Raw genomic sequence first — 18,301 nt, 5'->3', positions numbered from 1 at the left:
ATGACTCTCGATCAGATCTGTGCGCAGATCCTCGACCGGCCCCCGACGCCCCACCGGCGTCTCGTGGCCGTGGCGGGGCCGCCCGCCAGCGGCAAAAGCACACTTGCCGCAACCATCGCTGCGCGCCTGACGGCGACGGGCGAGCCGTCGGTCGTGGTGCCCATGGACGGCTTTCACCTCGATGACCGGCTGCTGCGCATCGACGGCACCCAAAGCCGCAAGGGCGCGCCCAATACCTTTGACGCGGACGGGTTCGCGCGCATGATCGCCGCCCTGCAATCCGACGGCCCGATCGTCTTTCCGATCTTTGACCGCACGCGCGAGATTGCCATCGCCGGCGCGGGCCGCGTGCCCGCGTCCTGCAAGACCGTGGTGGTCGAGGGCAATTACCTGCTGCTCGATGCGGCACCCTGGAACCGCCTGCGCGCCCACTGGACGTTCTCCATCGCCCTGCATCCCCCGATGGAGGTTCTGATCGACCGGCTCAGGGCCCGCTGGGCCGAACATGGCAAGCCAGACGCGCAAGCATGGATTGACACCAACGACGTGCCGAATATCACGACGGTACTGACACGCTCGGCCCCGGCCGATATCACATGGACGGAGACACCTTTATGATCCTCTGCGCGGGCGAGGCCCTGATCGACATGATCCCCAATGCCGACGGGGCCTATGTGCCCCATGTGGGGGGGGCGGTTCTGAACACCGCCGTGGCGTTGGGGCGTCTGGATGTGCCCACCGGGCTGGTGACGGGCCTGTCCTCGGACCCGTTCGGCCACATGATCGACGCGCACCTGACCGGCAGCCATGTCGACACCAGCCACGCGGTGCGCAGCAATCGCAACACGACGCTGGCCTTTGTCCACCTCGACAATGGTAACGCGACCTACAGCTTTTACGACACGGAAACCGCGACAAGCGCGATTGCCCCCGCCGATCTGCCCACTGTCCCCGCGGGGACAGAGGCGGTGTTCTTTGGCGGGATCAGCCTGTGCAACCTGCCCGTGGCCGACAGCCTGACCAATATGGCGCTGGGGGTTCCGGCCAGCACGCTGGTGATGGCCGACCCGAACATCCGCCCCGGATTTGCCACCGATCAGGCCGCGTACCGCGCCCGGCTCGAGCGGTTGATCGGGCGCGCGGACATCGTGAAACTGTCCGATGACGACATCAGCTGGCTGATCCCCGAAGGCGATCTGGCCGCCAAGGGCGAAGCCCTGTTGGCGATGGGCCCCAAGATGCTGCTGCTGACCGAAGGCAGCGCAGGCGCTACCGCGCTGGTCAAGGGCGGCGCCACCGTCCGCGTGCCCGCCAAACGGGTCGAGGTCGTCGACACGGTCGGCGCGGGCGACACGTTCAACGCCGGTTGCCTCGCCGCGCTGCGCAGCGCAGGCGCGCTGTCGCCCGCCGCGATCCCGACGCTGTCCGAAGACGTGCTGACCGACATGCTGACCCATGCTGCCCGTGCGGCGGCTGTGACCGTATCCCGCGCCGGGGCGAACCCGCCCTGGACCAACGAACTGGACTGATCCGATGAAACGATCCCGCGTAAATGACATCCTTGCCGATGGTGCCGACTTCTTTGCCAAACACGGCTGGACCGTGCCGCCCTTTGGCACCTGGTCGCCTGACGAGATGCGCAGCGACAAGGCCGCCCATATCCGCGACCGCAACCTTGGCTGGGACATCACCGATTATGGCCAGGGCCGGTTCGACGAGATGGGTCTGTTCCTCTTTACCATGCGCAACGGCGACCTGACCGAGATGGGCCATCAGGGCGCGATGCTTTACGCGGAAAAGCTGATGATTTCGCGGCAGGATCAGCTGTCGCCGATGCACCGGCACGTTCTCAAGACCGAGGACATCATCAACCGCGGCGGTGCCACGCTGGTGCTCGAGCTCTTTACCTGCGACGCCGAGGGCCAGATCGACCGCAAGGCGGACGTGCACGTGCTGACCGACGGGGTGCCTGTTACCCTGCCCGCCGGTGGGCATCTGAAACTGCCCGTGGGGGCCTCTGTCACGCTGACGCCGACGACGTGGCATGCGTTCTGGGGCGAGGGTGGAGATTGCCTGATCCACGAAGTGTCAACGGTCAATGACGACCTGACCGACAACATCTTTGCCGAACCCATCGGGCGATTCTCCACCATCGAAGAGGATGTGGCACCCACCCACCTGCTCGTCAGCGACTACTAGCACGCGCCAGCGCGGCATCGGCCTCGGGCTTGTGCCGCGCAATCGCGTCCGCTTTGACCGGACCAAAGCCGCGGAACTCGAGCGGCGCCGCAAGGAACACGCGGGCAGCGTCCACGTCGCAGATGCCGTGTGCCAGCCGCGCCAGACCGTCCGTATACCACGTGATCAAGGCCCGTTCCTGACGCCGCTCCGCGCTGTGCCCGAACGGGTCCGCCCACGTGCCACGCAACCGCCTGCCCCGCGCCAGCACCGCCATCACAGGCCGGATCCACGGGCCAAAGGCGCGCTTGACCGGGCGGCCCCGGCTGTCGCGGCGCCAAGACAGGCCCGGCGGGGCCATGTGATGGGTGATCCGCACGTCGCCTTCGAACTCCGCCGCGAGACGGGCGGCAAAGCTGTCGTCGGTATGCAGGCGCGCGACCTCGTATTCGTCCTTGTAGGCCATCAGCTTGAACAGCGCGCGCGCCGCGATGGCTTGCAGATCCGGCGCGAAGGTGCCGGTGTGCTGCGCCAAGGCGGCCCTGTAGGCATCGGCATAGGCGCGGTCCTGATAGGCGATCAGGCGGGCGTGACGGTCGGCGATGATCCCGGCCGCGTCCATCTGTCCCCGCGGGGACACCGGCGCGACCAGCGCGTCGGGGTCATGCGCCCAGACCCGGCCCAGGTCAAAGGCGCGCAGGTTCGCGGCCTCGGCCACGCCGTTCAGCCCGATGGCCTGCCGCAGCGCGACGTCACTGACTGGCACCAGCCCCATCTGCCACGCGGCCCCCAGCATCAGCACATTGGCAAAGACAGTGTCGCCCAGCAGGCGTTCGGCCAGTGCGTTGGCATCGACGCTGCGCAGGTTGTCCGCACCGATGACGCCCGTGATCGCGGCCACACGCGCGTCCACCGCCAGATCCGCATCGCGGTTCAGCACGCTGTCGCCCGTGGGCATCTCGGCGAGGTTCAGGACCATCCGCGTGTCGGCCCGGTAATGCGCCGATGCCTTGGGTGACGAGGACACCACCACATCGCAGCCGATGACGGCATCCGCGGCCCCCTGATCGATGCGCACCTGGTGCAGCGCATCCGGTGACGGCCCCAGCCGCACATAGCTGAGCACGGTTCCGAATTTCTGGGCAAAGCCGGTGAAATCCAACACGCTCGCCCCCTTGCCCTCCAGATGTGCCGCCATGGTGATCAGCGCCCCCACCGTCACCACGCCCGTACCGCCCACACCCGTCACCAGCAGGTCAAAGGGCGCGTTCAGCCCGGGCACGGCGGGCGCAGGAACGTCGCGCATCAGCGCGGGCAGGTCGATGTCCCTGGCCGGGGCCTTGCGGCGCACGGCCCCTTCGAGCGTCACGAAGCTGGGGCAGAACCCGGTGAGGCAGGACATGTCGCTGTTGCAGGTCGACTGGTTGATCCGCCGCTTGGGCCCCAACGGAGTCGGCAGCGGCTCGACGCTCAGGCAGTTGCTTTGCACCGAACAGTCGCCGCAGCCCTCGCACACATCCGGGTTGATCACCGCCAGCCGGGGTGCTGCGGGGATGTCACCGCGCTTGCGGCGGCGGCGTTTTTCGGTGGCGCAGGTCTGTTCGTAGATCAGGACCGTGACACCGGGCACGTCGCGCAGGCGGCGCTGCACCGCGTCAAGATTGGCGCGACCATCCAGCGTCGTGCCGGGGGGAAAGGCGCGCAGGTCGAATTTCTCCGGCGCGTCCGAGACCACGGCGATGCCCGCGACCCCCTCGGCATGTGACGACCACGCGATGCCCTGCACGCTGACGGGGCCGTCCACCGGCTGTCCGCCCGTCATGGCCACGGCGTCGTTGAACAGCACTTTGTAGGTGATGTTGGCCCCACCCGCCACGGCCTGCCGGACGGCGAGGGATCCGGAATGGTACCACGTGCCCTCGCCGATGTTCTGAAAGATGTGCTTGCCGCCGTTAAAGCGTGACGCCGCGACCCACGGCACACCTTCGCCGCCCATCTGCGCATAGCCGCCCGTGTCGCGGTCCATCCACGAGGCCATAACGTGGCAGCCGATGCCGCTGGCGGCCTGCGATCCCTCGGGCACCCTGGTCGAGGTGTTGTGCGGGCAGCCCGAGCAGAAATAGGGCGTGCGCGTGGCCCCCGGCACCGACAGCAGCGTCGGCGGTGTTTGCAGGGCACGCGCGCGGGCGGGCAGGTTCAGGTCGGGCACAAAAGTATCGAGCCGTTGCGCCACCAATGGCGCCAGCACCAGCGGCGACAACTCTCCGGTCCAGGGGACAAGCGATCTGCCGTCGGGATCATACTTGCCTACCATACGCTCCGGTATGTCGCGCGGCAGGTCATAAAATGCCTCCTTAAGCTGGCTTTCGATCAGGCCGCGTTTTTCCTCGACCACCATGATCTCGGTCTTGCCGCGCACAAAGGCGCGCGCGTCCCGCAGGGCCAGTGGCCAGACCATGCCCACCTTGTAGATGTCGATGCCATGGGCCCGGCAGGCCGCCGCATCGAGCCCAAGCAGGCGCAGTGCTTCGAGCAGATCCATATGGGCCTTGCCGGTGGTGACAAAGCCGAACCGCGCCCCCGGCACGTCATAGAGGACGCGGTCAATCGGGTTCGCCTCGACAAAGGCGCGCACGGCCTCCAGCTTGTGGCCCATGCGGGTCTCGATCTCCGGGCTGGGCAGGTCCGCGGCGCGGATATGCAGCCCGCCCGGCGGCGCGGTGTAATCAGGCTGGGCAAAGACCGGGTCGGGCGGCAGGTCGATGGAGGCCGCGCTTTCCACCGTTTCCGAGATCGCCTTGAACCCCACCCAAGTGCCGGAAAACCGGCTGAGCGCGATGCCGTAGGCACCATATTCGAGGTATTCCGCGACCGTGGCCGGGTTCAGCGTCGGCATGAACCACGCCATAAAGGCCACGTCGGACTGGTGCGGCATGGACGAGGACACACAACCGTGGTCGTCCCCCGCCACCACCAGCACGCCACCCAGCGGCGACACCCCGTAGGCGTTGCCATGCTTGAGCGCATCGCCCGACCGGTCCACGCCCGGCCCCTTGCCGTACCACATGGAAAACACGCCCTCATGCGTGCAATGGGGATCGAGCACCGCCTGCTGCGCGCCCAGAACCGCCGTGGCGCCGAGGTCTTCGTTCACGGCGGGCATGAAGGTGATGTCGGACTGCGCGATCCGCTGGCCCGCGCGCCACAGTTCCCGGTCCACCCCACCCAGGGGGGAGCCGCGATAGCCCGAGATGAACCCTGCGGTCCTGCGCCCCGCCGCCTTGTCGCGGCGCGCCTGGTCCAGCATGATCCGCACCAGCGCCTGCGTCCCGGTCAGGTACACGCGCCCCTCGGTCCGGTCATAGCGGTCGTTCAGCGTATAGGGTGCAAAGCTGTGGCGGGGGTCGGACATGGGCGGGCTCCTTTGCGGTGCAGATTATCCCGGATCCCCTGGTCATTTTCGCCGTAATGCTCGGTGTTTCGGAAAATTCTGAAAATTCCTGTCGATTATCGACCCGATTATGGATAATGTCTTCAGATGCAGCTCGACCCCAAGGACAGCGCCCTTCTGCGCCAGCTTCAATCTGACAGCCGGATGTCCAACGCCGATCTGGCCGACCTCGTTGGCATGTCGCCTTCGGCCTGTTGGCGCAGGGTGCGGGCACTGGAGGAGGCGGGCGTGATCGAACGCTATGGTGCCATTGTAAATGCGCGGGCGGCGGGTTTGGGATTTCAGGCCATCGTGCATGTGCAACTGGCCCGCCATAGCGAGGCAGAGCTGGAGGCATTCATCCGCGCGGTCGCGGTGCGGGCGGAGGTTGTCGAATGCTATGCCACAACCGGCCAGTCCGATTACCAGATGCGCGTGCTTTGCCCGGATATCGACGCCTATAACGCGTTTCTGGAGACGTTCCTGTTTCGCCTGCCCGCCGTGGCCAGTGCGCAGACCAATGTTGTCCTGCGCGAGATCAAGGCCAATGCGGGTGTCGCCGTCTAGATCCGTGCGCGCAGGAAATCGATGACCGCGCGGACCTTGGCGGGCAGGTACGCACGACTGGGATAGAGCAGCCAGGCGGCGGTATCAAAGCTGGTTGCCGTGACGGCGTGGTCGGGAAAGAGATCCACGAGCGTGCCGCGCGCGATGTCGCCGTCGGTCATCCAGTCCGCCAGCAGTGCCGGGCCCAGCCCGGACCGCGCGGCGGCGCGCAAGGCCAGGACATTGGACATCACGAACGGCCCCGACACCGGCACGGTGCCATCCGCTTCCGCGTCCCGGAACCGCCATTCGGTGCGGTAGTCGGGCAGGCTCATCCGGAGGCAATCGCGGGTTTCGAGGTCTTGGGGCGTGCGTGGGTGTCCGTGGGCCACGACATAGGAGGGTGCGGCCACGACGCGGTAGCGCGTGGACATAAGCCGCGTGCTGATCAGATCACCCTTGGGGGCCGGGGCCAGCCGGATCGCGATGTCGACCTGTGCGGCCAGAAGGTCCACCATCTGGTCGGTAAAGAGCATGTCCAGCTCAATCTCGGGCAGGCTGTCGCGCAAGTCGGCCAGATGCGGCACGATCACCTCCTGACCAAAGGCAACCGAGGCGGTCAACCGCACCCGACCGCTTGGGCGCGCGCCCACCTGTGCGGCCGCATCGCGCGCCAGATCCAGATCATCCAGCAGCGGGCCGACGCGCGCCAGATACAGCGCGCCCGCCTCCGTCACCGACAGTTGCCGGGTGGAGCGTTGAAAGAGCCGCAGACCCAGTTGCGCCTCGACCGAGGCGACCACGCGGCTGACCGAGGATGGGTCCACGTCCAGCACCCGCGCGGCCTCGGCAAAGCTGCGGTGATGGGCGACGAGTTGCAGGGTTCTGAGGGCTTGGGTGTCCATTCGTGTGATATATGCACGATACTGATGGGTTCCGCCATGTTTTTTGCGCAAGTCGCATGGCTTACCTCCGTCCCTGTCACGCACAGGAGACAGACCATGACACGCACATTACCTTTTGCCGCATTTCTCGCATCCACCCTCACCGCTCAGGCAGAGCCGCAGGAGTGGAAGCTCGATCTCGGCCATGCGCATGTGGGTTGGGAGATCAACCACATGGGGCTGAGCCGGACGGTGGGCCGGTTCAATACGTTCGACGGGACGTTCCTGATCGACGAGGATGCGCCCGAAAACTCGCGCATCACCTTTGCCATCGACGCCGCCAGCGTCGACAGCAATCACGCCGACCGGGACGCCCATCTGCGCCATGCCGATTACCTGGATGCGGAAAACGCGCCCACGATCACCTTTGTGTCCACCGACATCCTGATGCTGACGCCGACATCCGGCAAGCTGACCGGGGATGTGACGCTGCGCGGTCAGACGGCACCGATCACGCTGGATTTCACCATGGTGCGGGACCGGACCTATCCCGATTTCATCCCGAACTACGACGAGGTCCGCGTGGTGGGATTCGAGGCAACCGGAGAGCTGCTGCGGCTGGACCACGGCATGGATTTCATCGCCTTTCTCGACAGCCCCACGGGGTTGAGCGTGGACCTGGATCTGCATTTCGATCTGGTGCAATGCGCGGGCGCGTCCGATGGCAACATCCCCTGCACATGGGGGCGCTGAGCATGGACGGGATCAAGGGCAAGACCGTCGTGATCACCGGTGCCAGCAAGGGCATCGGGGCCGCGACGGCCCGCAGGCTGGCGGGGTTGGGCGCGGACGTGGTGATGGCCGCGCGGTCCGGTGACGCCTTGCGCGCGCTTGCGGACGAGATCGGCGCGCGCGCGGTGCCCTGCGATGTCAGCGACGCGGCACAGGTGGCGCAGATGTTCGACATCGCGGGGCCGGTCGACGCGCTGATCAACAACGCAGGGCTGATCGACCCGATCGCGCGGCTGACCGACAGCGATCCGCGCGCCTGGGCCGCGGCGGTGGGCGTGAACCTGATGGGGGTCTATCACGGATTGCGAGCCGCATTGCCGGGCATGGTGGCACGCGGGACGGGCACGGTCATCAACATCTCGTCCGGGGCGGCCACATCCGCGCTGGAAGGGTGGAGCCATTATTGCGCCACCAAGGCGGCAGTGCTGTCCCTCACCCGCGTGGCGGACAAGGAGGTGCGCGGCGCAGGTGTGCGGGTCATGGGCCTGTCCCCCGGCACCGTGGCCACGGATATGCAGCGTGACATCGCCGCCAGCGGGATCAACCCGGTCAGCCAACTGGCCTGGGACGCGCATATCCCGGCCGATTGGGTCGCGCAGGCCATTGCGGTGCTGATGGGCCCGGCGGGGGACGACTGGCGGGGGCAGGATTTCTCGCTCAAGACCGCCGAAGGGCGCGCCATCGCCGGGCTGCCGCCGCTGTGATCCGGGCCTAGCCGTCCTGCAGGGCGGTGACGGCGTGATCCTGCACAAAATCCAGCGCGTGCGCCGCCGCACCGCTGGCCCACATCAGATTGTCCCACTTGTGGACGACAACCGCAGGTGCGGGTTTGTCGATCTGGACGATGCCCTTTTGCATCTCTTCGATGACCGCATCGGCATAGAGGTGGTCGAACTGCATCTGCTCACCTGCGAGGATGACCAGCTCGGGGTCGAAGATGTTCACCAGATTGGCGAGGCCCATGGCAAACATCTTGCCCGCGCGGTCGATCACCATGCGTGCCGTGGGGTCGCCGGACTTGGCCGCCGTCAGGATCGTGTTGACCGCATGGGCCGTGGACGCGGTGAGGGTCACGCCGCCGACGCTGGTCGCCTCGCGCACCAGCGCATAATCGGCGACATAGGCCTCGAGGCAGCCGCGCTGCCCGCAGCGGCAAAGTGCGCCATCCACCTGCACCTTGGTGTGCCCGAATTCCGCGCCGCAGCCGCGCGTTCCGCGATAGACCTGACCGCCCAGCACAATCCCCATGCCCACACCGCTTTCGATGGTGATGACGATGAAATCGGAATGGTCCTTGCCCTCGCCAAAGATCATCTCGGCCTTGGCCACGAGGTTGGCGTCATTGTCCACATAGGCCGGGATCCCCAGCCCCTGCGTCAGCACATCGGCAAAGGGCACGTTGCGCTGATCCAGCGACGGCGACCAGTAAACCAGCCCGTGGGGCGCATCCACGATACCTGCCAGACCCACGCCGACGCCGGAAATGTCACTGCGTGTCCGGTCGACCTGTACCGCCAGCGCATCCAGCCCCGCCGCGATTTCCGCCGTCAGCCGGTCGGGCGACAGGCGCGGTTGCGGCAAGGGGCGTTCGTGATCGGCCACGCGCACGCCGTTGAAATCGATCAGCACCAGCGAGATGGACGCGTCCGACACCTTGAGCCCGGCAATCAGGTGCGCTGCCCCGTCGATCTTGAGGTCGACGCGCGGACGGCCCCGCGCGGCCTCGTCCGCCTGCGGATCGCGCGGCACCTCTGCGATCAGCCCGCCGCGCAGCAATTCGCCGGTCACGGCCGTCACCGTCGCGCGGCTTATCCCGGTCCGTTCGGCCAGATCGATACGCGGCAACGGCCCGTGCTGCGATATCTCGCGCAGCACGCGGCGCCTGCTTTCTACTTTTTGGTGGCCAAATGCCATACGGTGCAGTCTCTGCGCTTGGTGTTCGCGATCAGCCTGACGTTTTTTGACCGCATTGTCCAATTTAATTAGCGTTCCGAATTTAAAGGGTTTCAGACCGCGCAGTCGCGTAATATCAGGGATGCGCACAGCGGATTCTGCCGCAGGTGGCACCAATGGAAACAGGCCGTCCCTCCGAACAGGGGCGCGCGGCCAGACGGGGACGATACGCACATGCTGTATCTGGTTGCAGATGTAGGCGGCACCAATTGCCGGTTGGCCCTCGCCGATGCAGAAGGCGTGCGTGCCGAGACCGTGAAACGGTTTCGCAACGACAATTACAGTGGCTTTGCCGAAGTCGCACGGGTGTTCATGGCGGATCACCCGGTGCTGGATGCCGCGGCCATCGCCATTGCGGGTCCGGTGGGCAAGGGCGAAGGGCGGCTGACCAACCGCGACTGGCATTTCGACGCCGCCGCACTGGCGTCAGAGCTGTCGCTGGGCGCGGTACATCTACTGAACGATCTCGAGGCGCATGGCCACGCGATCTGCGTGCTGTCAGGCCCGTCGCTGGAACATCTGAGCGGCACCCCCGCCCCGGACGAGCCGCAGGCGATGGTCGTGGGTCTGGGCACCGGCTTCAACGTCGCGGTGGCGCACCGGCCTTCGGGCGTCGTGTTCGCGGCAGAGATGGGCCATGCCTGCGTGCCCCAATCGGTCGCGACCATTCTGGACGGTGCAGTGGCGGACCCGTCGGCCTTCCGCACGGTCGAACACCTGCTGGCGGGGCGCGGGTTTGCCAACCTGCACCACGCCCGGACGGGCATCCATTGCCTGCCCGAAGATGTGGGCGCCTCCGACGGTGGGGCCGAGACAATCGCGCTTGCCGCCCGTGCCCTTGGCGCGCTGGTCCGAGAACTGGCCTATATCTACCTGCCCGAGGGCGGCATATTCTTCAACGGCAGCCTTGCGCAGACATTGATCAAATCGCCCGCGCGTGATCTGGCGCTGGCCCCGCTTCTGGCGGATGACCGCTTTGGCGACCGGATGCCGAACATTCCCACATACCTGATGACCAACGACGCCTCCGCGCTGCACGGCTGCGCGCGGTATCTGCGCGTCACCTCCTGACCTCTAGAGGGCGCGAGCGATCTCGGTGATCGTGTCAAAGGCGGTGTCAAAGTCGCGCGCGTCGCAGTCGAATTGCCCGGCGGTAAAGCGGATCACCTTTGCCCCGTCCACCAGCGTCTGCGTCAGATAGATCCGCCCGTCATCGTTGATGGCGTCCACAAGCCGCTGCGTGTCATCATCCGACGCCCCGGCCACCTTGAACGTCCACAGCGACAGGATCGGCTCTGTCACGATCTCGAAATCGTCCTCCGCGCCGAGACGGTGGCACAGCGACTGGCTCCATGCGACATGGTTGCGGATGCGGGTGCGCAGCCCCTCCATCCCGTAATGGCGCATCAGGAACCACAGTTTGAGCGCGCGGAACCGGCGGCCCAGCGGGATCGACCATTCCGAATAGTCGGTGATCTCGCCCTGGGCGTGGGTCTTGAGGTATTCGGGCCGGATCGCCAGCGTCTGGCGCAGCTGGTCCGGGTCGCGCAGGAAATGCGCGGCACAATCGAATTGCGCGCCCAGCCATTTGTGCGGGTTGAACACGATGCTGTCGAACTGATCCGCCCCGCGCCACAGCGGGCGGAATTCGGGGCAGATCATCGCCGTCCCGGCCCAGGCGGCGTCGAGATGGGTGTAGATGTCGTATTTCGCGGCGATGGCCGCGACAGCCTCAAGGTCATCGCAGGCGCCCATGCCCGTGGCCCCTGTGGCCGCGATGATGCCTGCGGGGATGCGCCCCGCCTGACGGTCTTCGAGGATCGCGGCCTCGAGGTCGGCGGGGTCCATGGCGCGCAAATCGCCCGTGGTGCGGATCTTGACCAGGTTGTCCTGCCCGATACCCGATACCCAGATCGCCCGGTCGATCGAGCTGTGCACCTGATCCGAGCAGTAGACGCGCAGCCGGGGCTGACCAGCGAGCCCGGCCGTGTTGCCCGCCCAGTCGAGCGCGCGTTCGCGCATGGTCAGCACCGCCGCCAGCGTGGCCGACGACGCACTGTCCTGAATGACCCCCTGGAACCCGTCCGCGAGGCCCAGCGACTGACGCAACCAGTCGAGCATGCGGGTTTCCATCTCGGTCGCGGCGGGCGAGGTCTGCCACAGCATGCATTGCGGCGCGATGATCGAGGCCAGGAATTCGGCCAGCACGGATGCGGGGGCCGCATTCGAGTTGAAATAGGCAAAGAACCTCGGATGCTGCCAATGTGTGATGCCGGGCATCACAACCGTTTCGAAATCCGCCATGATATCGGCCAGCGCGGTACCATCCTCGGGCGGGCTTGGCTCCAGAGCCGCGGCGATGTCGCCGGGGGCCGTTTGCGCCCGCACGGGCCGGTCGCGCAGCGTCGCATGATAGGCCGCACCCCAGTCGGCGGCGCGCTTGGCCGCCTCTGCAAATTCATCCCAGCTCATTGCCGCATCCCCTTGCTCGATGGTCGCCGTCCGTCACGCGCCGACACCCAGTCGTGGCACATCCGGATCGCGGGTGCCAAGGCCGATATGTTTCTGCTCCATGTAGAACTCCAGCGACCAGTCCCCGCCATCGCGGCCGATCCCGCTTGATTTCATGCCGCCGAACGGGGTGGGCAGGTGCCGCAGGTTGGCGGTGTTGACCCAGACCATCCCCGCCTCAAGCCGCTCTGACACCCGCAACGCCCGCGTCGCATCCGCCGTCCAGACATAGCCCGTCAGCCCGTAGGCGCTGTCATTGGCCAGTTGCAGCGCCTCGTCCTCTGTCTCGAACCGGATGGAGGTCAGCACGGGGCCAAAGATCTCGTTCTGGGCGACACGCATGTCGTTGCGCGCACCCGTCAGCAGCGTGGGCGCGATGTATTGCCCCTCGGCGCGGCCCACCCGGTGCTGCGCGCCCTCGCGTTGGCCGGTCTCGATCCAGCTCCGCACCCGCGCCGCGTGATCCGCGGAGATCAGCGGGCCAACCTCGGTGGCGGGATCCAGCGGGTGGCCCACGCGGATCGCGTCCATGCGCGCGGCCAGTGCCGCCTCGAACCGGTCCGCGATGCCCGCCTGCACCAGCAGGCGCGACGATGCGGTGCAGCGTTCGCCATTGAGCGCAAAGCTCATGAACAAGGTCGCATCGAGGGCGGCCTCAAGGTCTGCGTCGGCAAAGATGATCATCGGGTTCTTGCCACCCAGCTCGAACTGGATACGTTTGAGCGTGGGCGCCCCCTGCGCCATGATCGCGGCCCCGGTCTGGGACGCACCGACAAAGGCGATGGCCTTGATATCCGCGTGTTCGGTCAGGGCGCGGCCCGCCTCTGGCCCGGTGCCGTTGATCAGGTTCCAGACCCCCGGCGGCAGGCCCGCCGCCTCGGCGATGTCGATCAGGATGCGCGCGGTCCAGGGGCTCAGCTCCGCCGGTTTGTGCACCACCGTGCAGCCCGCGGCCAGTGCGGGCGCGATTTTCCACGTCGACAGCATGAAGGGCGTGTTCCACGGCGTGATCACCCCCACCGGGCCAATCGGCACGCGGGTGGTGATGTTCATCAGGCCGGGCGACGGCATCGCCTGCCCATCGCGCGCGGATGCGACCCGGTCCGCGAAAAAGCGGAAGTTCTCCGCCCCGCGCAGGGCCGCCCGCGCCATATAGCGCCATGGCTGCCCGGTGTCCCAGCATTCGCACAGGGCGATATCGTCCGCGCGTGCGGCGATGCCGTCGGCGATGGCGTGCAGGATGGCCTTGCGCTCGGTCGCTGGCATGTCGCGCCACGCACCAAAGGCCGCGCGCGCCGCCTGCGCCGCCCGGTCGACATCGGCGGCATCGCTACGCACCGTGCGCGCGATCACACTGCCGTCCACCGGCGATGTGGCATCAAACCAGCGATCCGCCACGCCACCGACCGCCGCGCCACCGATGTGGTTCAGCAACCCGCGCGCGGCCACATCGTCGAGATGCGGGCGCAGTTTGGCCAGATGCGTGGCAAGGTTGGTCATCGCTTGTGCACTTTCCTTGATGGTTCATATAGTGAACCGATGGACGCAAAAAATATATTGCAAGGCGTGCGCCGGTGCGTCAAGCTCTTGTCCATGTCGACCATTGCCAAAGCCCTGAGCCTTCTCGACCTGTTTTCCGACGCCCAGCCACAGCTTGGCCTGTCGGATGTGCAACGCCGCACCGGGCGGGACAAGGCCACGGTGCACCGGCATCTTGCCGCACTGGAACAGGCGGGCTTTCTGGAACAGGACCCCGCGACGCGGGCCTACCGGCTTGGCCCGTCGTTGACCCGGCTGGCGGGGATGCGGGCGCGCACCGTGCCCGAGGTCGAGATGATCCGCACCGCGACCGACACGCTCAGCCGCGCCGCCGGCGAACTGGTGCATATCAGCCGCCTCGAAGGGTTCGATCTGGTCGACATGTACCACGCCGAATTCCACGACCACCCCGTCCGGGTCAGCTTTGACGCCTATGGCTTGCCGCCGCTGTTTGCCACATCCTCGGGCAAGGCGTTCCTCGCCTTTTCGCTGCCCGCGCAGCTGGATCTGGCGCTGGCCGATCCGCGCACATGGGTGCCGGGGTCCGGCGCGCCGGACCGCGATGCGCTGGTTGCTGAACTGACCGCGATCCAGCGCCGGGGTTATGCACGCAACCGCGATGCGCTGCGGCTGGGCGTGTCCTCGGTCGCGATCCCGATCTTTGACGCCAAGGGCGTGCCCTTTGCCACCTGCTCCATCGCCTACCCCTCCGCGCGGGGCGGCAAGGCCGTCGAGGCGCATCTGGCGCGGTTGCTGATGGATCACGGGCGCGGCTTCACCGAGGCCATGGGCGGCACTGTCCCGCTCGACGTCGGAAAAATCTGGACCCCCAGCCACGAAAGGGCCGTGTCATGAAAGACAGCAATTTCCTCAAGGAAAACAATGCCCGCCAGTTCTGGCACCCGATGGCGCATCCCGCCGACAGCATGGCCAACCCGCCCACCATCCTGACGGGTGGCGACGGGGTGCACATCACGGATGTGGACGGGCACCGCAGCATCGACGCGGTGGGCGGCCTGTGGAACGTGAACCTTGGCTATTCGTGCCAGCCGGTCAAGGACGCCATCGCCCAGCAACTCGACGCCCTGCCCTATTACTCGACCTTTCGCGGCACCTCGAACGACAAGGCGATCGAGCTGGCCTACCTGCTTGCCGACTTCTTTGGCCCCGACGGGATGAGCCGCAGCTTTTTCACCTCCGGCGGGTCGGACAGTATCGAGATCGCGCTGAAATTGGCGCGGCAATACCACCGCATCCGTGGCGAGGGCACGCGGACCAAGTTCATCAGCCTCGACAAGGGCTATCACGGCACACATTTCGGCGGCGCGTCGGTGAATGGCAACGCCAAGTTCCGCAACACTTACGAGCCGCTCATGGCGGGCTGTTTCCACATCCCCGGGCCCTACCTCTATCGCAACCCCTTCGGCACCGACGATCCGGCAGAGCTGGCGCGCCTCAGCGCGGGCATGCTTGAGCGCGAGATCGCCTTTCAGGGGGCCAACACCGTCGCCGCATTCGTGATGGAGCCGGTGCAGGGCGCGGGCGGGGTGATCCCGCCGCATCCAAGCTTCATGCCCATGGTGCGCGACATCTGCGACAAGCACGGTGTGCTGCTGATCGCGGATGAGGTGATCACCGCCTTTGGCCGCACGGGATCCCCCACGGGCTCGCGCCACTGGGGCGTGCAGCCGGACCTGATGTGCACCGCCAAGGCGATCACCAACGGCTATTTCCCCTTTGGCGCGGTGATGATCGCGGACCACGTGGCCGCCGCGTTCGAGGATGACCAGAGCGGGGCGGGGTCGGTCGATTCCGGTTATACCTATTCCGGCCACCCGGTCGGTGCCGCCGCCGCCGTCGCGGCGGTCGAGGAAACGATGCGTATCAAGCCCTGGGAAAACGCAGCCCCCCGCGGGGCCGAGTTGAAGGCCGGGCTGCATGCGCTGGCTGACCGCTTTGACATGATCGGCGACGTGCGCGGCGCGGGGCTGATGTGCGCCATCGAACTGGTCAGCGACCGCGCCACCAAGACCCCCGTGGGCAAGGCGCTGCCGCTGGTGTTCCAAAAGGCCGCCTACGAGGCGGGCGTGATGATCCGGGTGTCGGGCAACAACGCCATCTTTTCGCCGCCGCTGGTGGTGGACGCAGGCCACATCCAGACCATCCTGTCCGCGACCGAAGCGGGCCTGACCGCCATGTCCGGAGCCGCGTGACAAGCCGGGTCACCCCCCGCGCGCTGACCAGCGCGACACCGCGCGCCGTGATCCGGTCACGGGCGACGACCCGGCGCTTTGCCTCTGCCACGCCACCTGCCCAAAAGATCAACGTGGCTGACATCACCGACTTCCGGCGCGGACGGGGGGATCTGATCTTTTCGCTGTTCATGGCGCTTTTGGCGCTGTTTTTCCTCGCCTTCTTCTTTTCCCAGACCGGGTGGGAGGACCGCAAGCTGCCTGCCAACATGGCGCGGTACTGGATGGACCAGTTCGGGATCACCGACCCCGACAAACGGCTCGCACGGCTGGGGCGGATCCTGAAACAGGGGTGGGTCGCGCCGCTGATGTGCCTTGCGGTGCTGGTGCCTGCGGCCTTGTGGAACCTCTATGCCGCATGGCGCGCCCAGCGCTGGCGCACACGGTTCGGGCAACCCACCGCCGTGGGCTACGAGATGTCGCAATGGCTGCGCGCGCTGGAATTCGTGGGCTGGTTCGTGGGCTACACCCTGCTGGTGCCGGTGCTGGGCTATCTTGTGTCGACCCTGCTGATGGGCACGCTGCTGCCCTGGCGCATGGGCTATCGCGGCGCGCGGTGGATGGGCATCTGCCTTGCCGCCAGTTTCGCGATTGTGCTGGTGTTCCGCACCGGCCTGCAAATCCGCACGCCCGTGAACATCTGGCTCTATGACCAGCTGCCCCAACGGCTCGAGACCTTCATGCAGGTGTGGTTCTGATGGAGGCGTTCTGGGCCGGTCTCGACAACCTTGCCAGCTGGCCCGTGCTGGTTGCGATCCTGATCGGGTCCGTGGGCGGGCTGGCGATTGGTGCGGTGCCGGGGATCGGCCCCGCGATTGCCATCGCCATCCTGCTGCCCGCCACCGTGTTTCTCGACGATCTGGTGTCGCTGGTCCTGCTGCTCGGCGTCTATGGATCGTCGATGTATGGCGGGGCCATCCCCGCGATCCTGATCAACACGCCCGGCACGCCGGTCAATGCGCTGACCACCTATGACGGCTATGCCATGACCCGGCGGGGCGAGGCCGCGCGCGGGCTGTCGCTGGCCTATGCGGCGTCGTTCTTTGGCGGGTGCTTCTCGATCCTGTTGGGGCTGACCGCGCTGATGGTCTTTGGCCCCTACCTGCGTGATCTGGGGGCGCTGTTCGGTCAGCGGGATATCTTTATGGCCGCCGTTCTGGGCGCTGTCCTGCTGATCGCCGCACATCGCAAAACGATGGGGCTGGCCGCGCTTCTCTTTGGGCTGGGGTTCCTGATTGCGCTGGTGGGGCGGCAGACGACGCGCCAGATCGATCGCTATACGTTCGACATCGAATACCTCTATCCCGGTTTCAACCTGATCGTCGTGATCGTCGGCATCTTTGCCATCAGTCAGGCGCTGTTTCTGCTGACGGGCAAGGATGCGGACCCGCCCGAGGCGCGGATCAAGGGCGGGCTCTTGCGCGGTTTTGGAGAGTTGCGCAAACACCCGGTCGTGGCCTTTTGCAGCGCGGGCTACGGCACGGTGATGGGCATCATCCCCGGCGTGGGCGAGTTCGTGGCGCAGTTCTTCAGCTATTCCACCGCGCGCGCGATCTCGAAAAACCCCGGCCAGTTCGGGCGCGGCGCGCCGGACGGGCTGATCGCGTCCGAGGCCAGCAACAACGCCGTGCCCGCCGCCGCGATGGTGCCCCTGCTGGCGCTGGGTGTGCCGGGCGAGGCGCTGACCGCCATGATGATGGTCGTGTTCTTTGATGCAGGCATCAAACCGGGGCCTGATATTTTCGAGAACAACTCGGATTTCCTGTTCTCGCTCTTTATCGCGCTGTTGCTGATCAACGTGCTGGTGCTGCTGACGCTGCTGATCTCGACCCGCGCGATCACGCGCATCATCTATATCCCCAACCGCCTTCTGGGCGCGTTCATCCTGATCCTCGCCTTTGTCGGCGTCTTTTCGATCCGCAATTCCTTTACCGACTGCATGTTCGCCGCCGGGTTCGGCTATGTCGGCTATATCCTGCGGCGGCTCGACTGGCCCCTGGTGCCCGTGGTGCTGGGCCTCGTGCTGGGGTCGATCATGATCGACAAGCTGACGGCGGGTGCAGGCCAGATCAAAACCGTTTTCGACATCGTGAACCGGCCGGTGGCCGGGACGCTTTTTGTCGTGATCCTGATCGTGATCGTCGTCACGATCATCACCACCGTTCGCACCAGACGGTTCGAACACTGACCGCAAAAGCAAAATAAACTCAGGGAGA

At 66.4% G+C, this 18,301-nt stretch carries 16 protein-coding genes; 11 read left to right on the top strand and 5 right to left on the bottom strand.

The genetic code is table 11. From position 1 onward, the window contains the following. From Q0949_RS02340 to Q0949_RS02330, 3 genes are read left to right on the top strand one after another with little or no spacing between them, the layout of a single operon-like run. Entirely contained in the window at nt 1-618 is a 618-nt protein-coding gene (locus tag Q0949_RS02340; protein ID WP_299368019.1) for a nucleoside/nucleotide kinase family protein, read from the top strand. Further along, the gene (locus Q0949_RS02335) at nt 615-1,529 is read left to right on the top strand and encodes a carbohydrate kinase (protein ID WP_299368016.1); all 915 of its coding nucleotides are present in this window, start codon (nt 615-617) and stop codon (nt 1,527-1,529) included. Before Q0949_RS02340 ends, Q0949_RS02335 begins: the two co-directional genes overlap by 4 nt. Nucleotides 1,530-1,533: 4 nt before the next feature. After that, nucleotides 1,534-2,199 (top strand): D-lyxose/D-mannose family sugar isomerase, encoded by a 666-nt coding sequence (locus tag Q0949_RS02330; protein WP_299368013.1) that lies wholly within the window; start codon nt 1,534-1,536, stop codon nt 2,197-2,199. On the opposite strand, the gene Q0949_RS02325 is transcribed toward Q0949_RS02330, so the two are convergent. Next, nucleotides 2,186-5,590: an indolepyruvate ferredoxin oxidoreductase family protein gene (locus Q0949_RS02325; RefSeq protein ID WP_299368010.1), complete on the bottom strand. Its 3,405-nt coding sequence runs from the start codon at nt 5,588-5,590 to the stop codon at nt 2,186-2,188. The genes Q0949_RS02330 and Q0949_RS02325 overlap by 14 nt on opposite strands. A 126-nt stretch (nt 5,591-5,716) precedes the next feature. On the opposite strand from Q0949_RS02325, the gene Q0949_RS02320 reads away from it, so the two are divergent. Further along, nucleotides 5,717-6,175 carry an Lrp/AsnC family transcriptional regulator gene (locus Q0949_RS02320; protein WP_299368006.1) on the top strand — a complete coding sequence of 153 codons (459 nt, stop codon included), beginning with the start codon at nt 5,717-5,719 and terminating at the stop codon, nt 6,173-6,175. Here Q0949_RS02320 and Q0949_RS02315 read toward each other — a convergent pair. After that, nucleotides 6,172-7,059: a LysR family transcriptional regulator gene (locus tag Q0949_RS02315; RefSeq protein WP_299368003.1), complete on the bottom strand. Its 888-nt coding sequence runs from the start codon at nt 7,057-7,059 to the stop codon at nt 6,172-6,174. The genes Q0949_RS02320 and Q0949_RS02315 overlap by 4 nt on opposite strands. A gap of 96 nt (nt 7,060-7,155) precedes the next feature. Here Q0949_RS02315 and Q0949_RS02310 point away from each other — a divergent pair, with 96 nt between their 5' ends. Both Q0949_RS02310 and Q0949_RS02305 read left to right on the top strand, forming a co-directional pair. Beyond that, a complete protein-coding gene (locus Q0949_RS02310) occupies nt 7,156-7,791 on the top strand; it encodes a YceI family protein (RefSeq protein ID WP_299367999.1) in 636 nt (211 codons plus the stop codon). Between the two features lie 2 nt (nt 7,792-7,793). Continuing rightward, complete coding sequence (locus tag Q0949_RS02305; RefSeq protein WP_299367996.1) at nt 7,794-8,534, top strand: SDR family oxidoreductase; 741 nt, start codon at nt 7,794-7,796, stop codon at nt 8,532-8,534. A gap of 7 nt (nt 8,535-8,541) precedes the next feature. On the opposite strand, the gene Q0949_RS02300 is transcribed toward Q0949_RS02305, so the two are convergent. Next, entirely contained in the window at nt 8,542-9,705 is a 1,164-nt protein-coding gene (locus Q0949_RS02300) for an ROK family transcriptional regulator (RefSeq protein WP_299367992.1), read from the bottom strand. Nucleotides 9,706-9,957: 252 nt separating this feature from the next. Here Q0949_RS02300 and Q0949_RS02295 point away from each other — a divergent pair, with 252 nt between their 5' ends. Then, the gene (locus Q0949_RS02295) at nt 9,958-10,854 is read left to right on the top strand and encodes a glucokinase (RefSeq protein WP_299367989.1); all 897 of its coding nucleotides are present in this window, start codon (nt 9,958-9,960) and stop codon (nt 10,852-10,854) included. Between the two features lie 3 nt (nt 10,855-10,857). Here Q0949_RS02295 and Q0949_RS02290 read toward each other — a convergent pair whose 3' ends face one another. Together Q0949_RS02290 and hpaE are read right to left on the bottom strand one after the other, a co-directional pair. Beyond that, nucleotides 10,858-12,255: a pyridoxal-dependent decarboxylase gene (locus Q0949_RS02290; protein ID WP_299367986.1), complete on the bottom strand. Its 1,398-nt coding sequence runs from the start codon at nt 12,253-12,255 to the stop codon at nt 10,858-10,860. 33 nt (nt 12,256-12,288) lie between these two features. Continuing rightward, nucleotides 12,289-13,794 (bottom strand): 5-carboxymethyl-2-hydroxymuconate semialdehyde dehydrogenase, encoded by a 1,506-nt coding sequence (gene hpaE, locus Q0949_RS02285; RefSeq protein WP_299367983.1) that lies wholly within the window; start codon nt 13,792-13,794, stop codon nt 12,289-12,291. A gap of 93 nt (nt 13,795-13,887) precedes the next feature. Between hpaE and Q0949_RS02280 the strand changes: the two genes are divergently transcribed. From Q0949_RS02280 to Q0949_RS02265, 4 genes are read left to right on the top strand one after another with little or no spacing between them, the layout of a single operon-like run. After that, entirely contained in the window at nt 13,888-14,688 is an 801-nt protein-coding gene (locus Q0949_RS02280; protein WP_299367980.1) for an IclR family transcriptional regulator, read from the top strand. Beyond that, on the top strand, nt 14,685-16,046 hold the full coding sequence (locus Q0949_RS02275; RefSeq protein ID WP_299367977.1) for an aminotransferase class III-fold pyridoxal phosphate-dependent enzyme: 1,362 nt from the start codon (nt 14,685-14,687) through the stop codon (nt 16,044-16,046). Before Q0949_RS02280 ends, Q0949_RS02275 begins: the two co-directional genes overlap by 4 nt. Then, nucleotides 16,043-16,783, top strand: coding sequence for a tripartite tricarboxylate transporter TctB family protein (locus Q0949_RS02270; protein WP_299367973.1), 741 nt, complete (start codon nt 16,043-16,045; stop codon nt 16,781-16,783). The genes Q0949_RS02275 and Q0949_RS02270 overlap by 4 nt, the downstream gene beginning before the upstream one ends. Beyond that, nucleotides 16,783-18,273, top strand: a complete 1,491-nt coding sequence (locus tag Q0949_RS02265; protein WP_299367970.1) for a tripartite tricarboxylate transporter permease — start codon at nt 16,783-16,785, stop codon at nt 18,271-18,273. Before Q0949_RS02270 ends, Q0949_RS02265 begins: the two co-directional genes overlap by 1 nt. Nucleotides 18,274-18,301 lie beyond the last annotated feature (28 nt).

The sequence above is a fragment of the uncultured Tateyamaria sp. genome, assembly GCF_947487805.1.
In the GTDB taxonomy this organism is placed as follows: Bacteria; Pseudomonadota; Alphaproteobacteria; order Rhodobacterales; family Rhodobacteraceae; genus Tateyamaria.
This window is presented reverse-complemented; position numbering and strand designations above follow the sequence as displayed.

What these genes read in the sequence shown, in the direction of transcription:
- Q0949_RS02330 (WP_299368013.1), top strand. Translation starts at nt 1,534, where the DNA reads ATGAAACGATCCCGCGTAAATGACATCCTTGCCGATGGTGCCGACTTC.
- hpaE (WP_299367983.1), bottom strand. Translation starts at nt 13,794, where the DNA reads ATGACCAACCTTGCCACGCATCTGGCCAAACTGCGCCCGCATCTCGAC.
- Q0949_RS02305 (WP_299367996.1), top strand. Translation starts at nt 7,794, where the DNA reads ATGGACGGGATCAAGGGCAAGACCGTCGTGATCACCGGTGCCAGCAAG.
- Q0949_RS02290 (WP_299367986.1), bottom strand. Translation starts at nt 12,255, where the DNA reads ATGAGCTGGGATGAATTTGCAGAGGCGGCCAAGCGCGCCGCCGACTGG.
- Q0949_RS02295 (WP_299367989.1), top strand. Translation starts at nt 9,958, where the DNA reads ATGCTGTATCTGGTTGCAGATGTAGGCGGCACCAATTGCCGGTTGGCC.
- Q0949_RS02265 (WP_299367970.1), top strand. Translation starts at nt 16,783, where the DNA reads ATGGAGGCGTTCTGGGCCGGTCTCGACAACCTTGCCAGCTGGCCCGTG.
- Q0949_RS02320 (WP_299368006.1), top strand. Translation starts at nt 5,717, where the DNA reads ATGCAGCTCGACCCCAAGGACAGCGCCCTTCTGCGCCAGCTTCAATCT.
- Q0949_RS02335 (WP_299368016.1), top strand. Translation starts at nt 615, where the DNA reads ATGATCCTCTGCGCGGGCGAGGCCCTGATCGACATGATCCCCAATGCC.
- Q0949_RS02325 (WP_299368010.1), bottom strand. Translation starts at nt 5,590, where the DNA reads ATGTCCGACCCCCGCCACAGCTTTGCACCCTATACGCTGAACGACCGC.
- Q0949_RS02280 (WP_299367980.1), top strand. Translation starts at nt 13,888, where the DNA reads ATGTCGACCATTGCCAAAGCCCTGAGCCTTCTCGACCTGTTTTCCGAC.
- Q0949_RS02315 (WP_299368003.1), bottom strand. Translation starts at nt 7,059, where the DNA reads ATGGACACCCAAGCCCTCAGAACCCTGCAACTCGTCGCCCATCACCGC.
- Q0949_RS02310 (WP_299367999.1), top strand. Translation starts at nt 7,156, where the DNA reads ATGACACGCACATTACCTTTTGCCGCATTTCTCGCATCCACCCTCACC.
- Q0949_RS02275 (WP_299367977.1), top strand. Translation starts at nt 14,685, where the DNA reads ATGAAAGACAGCAATTTCCTCAAGGAAAACAATGCCCGCCAGTTCTGG.
- Q0949_RS02340 (WP_299368019.1), top strand. Translation starts at nt 1, where the DNA reads ATGACTCTCGATCAGATCTGTGCGCAGATCCTCGACCGGCCCCCGACG.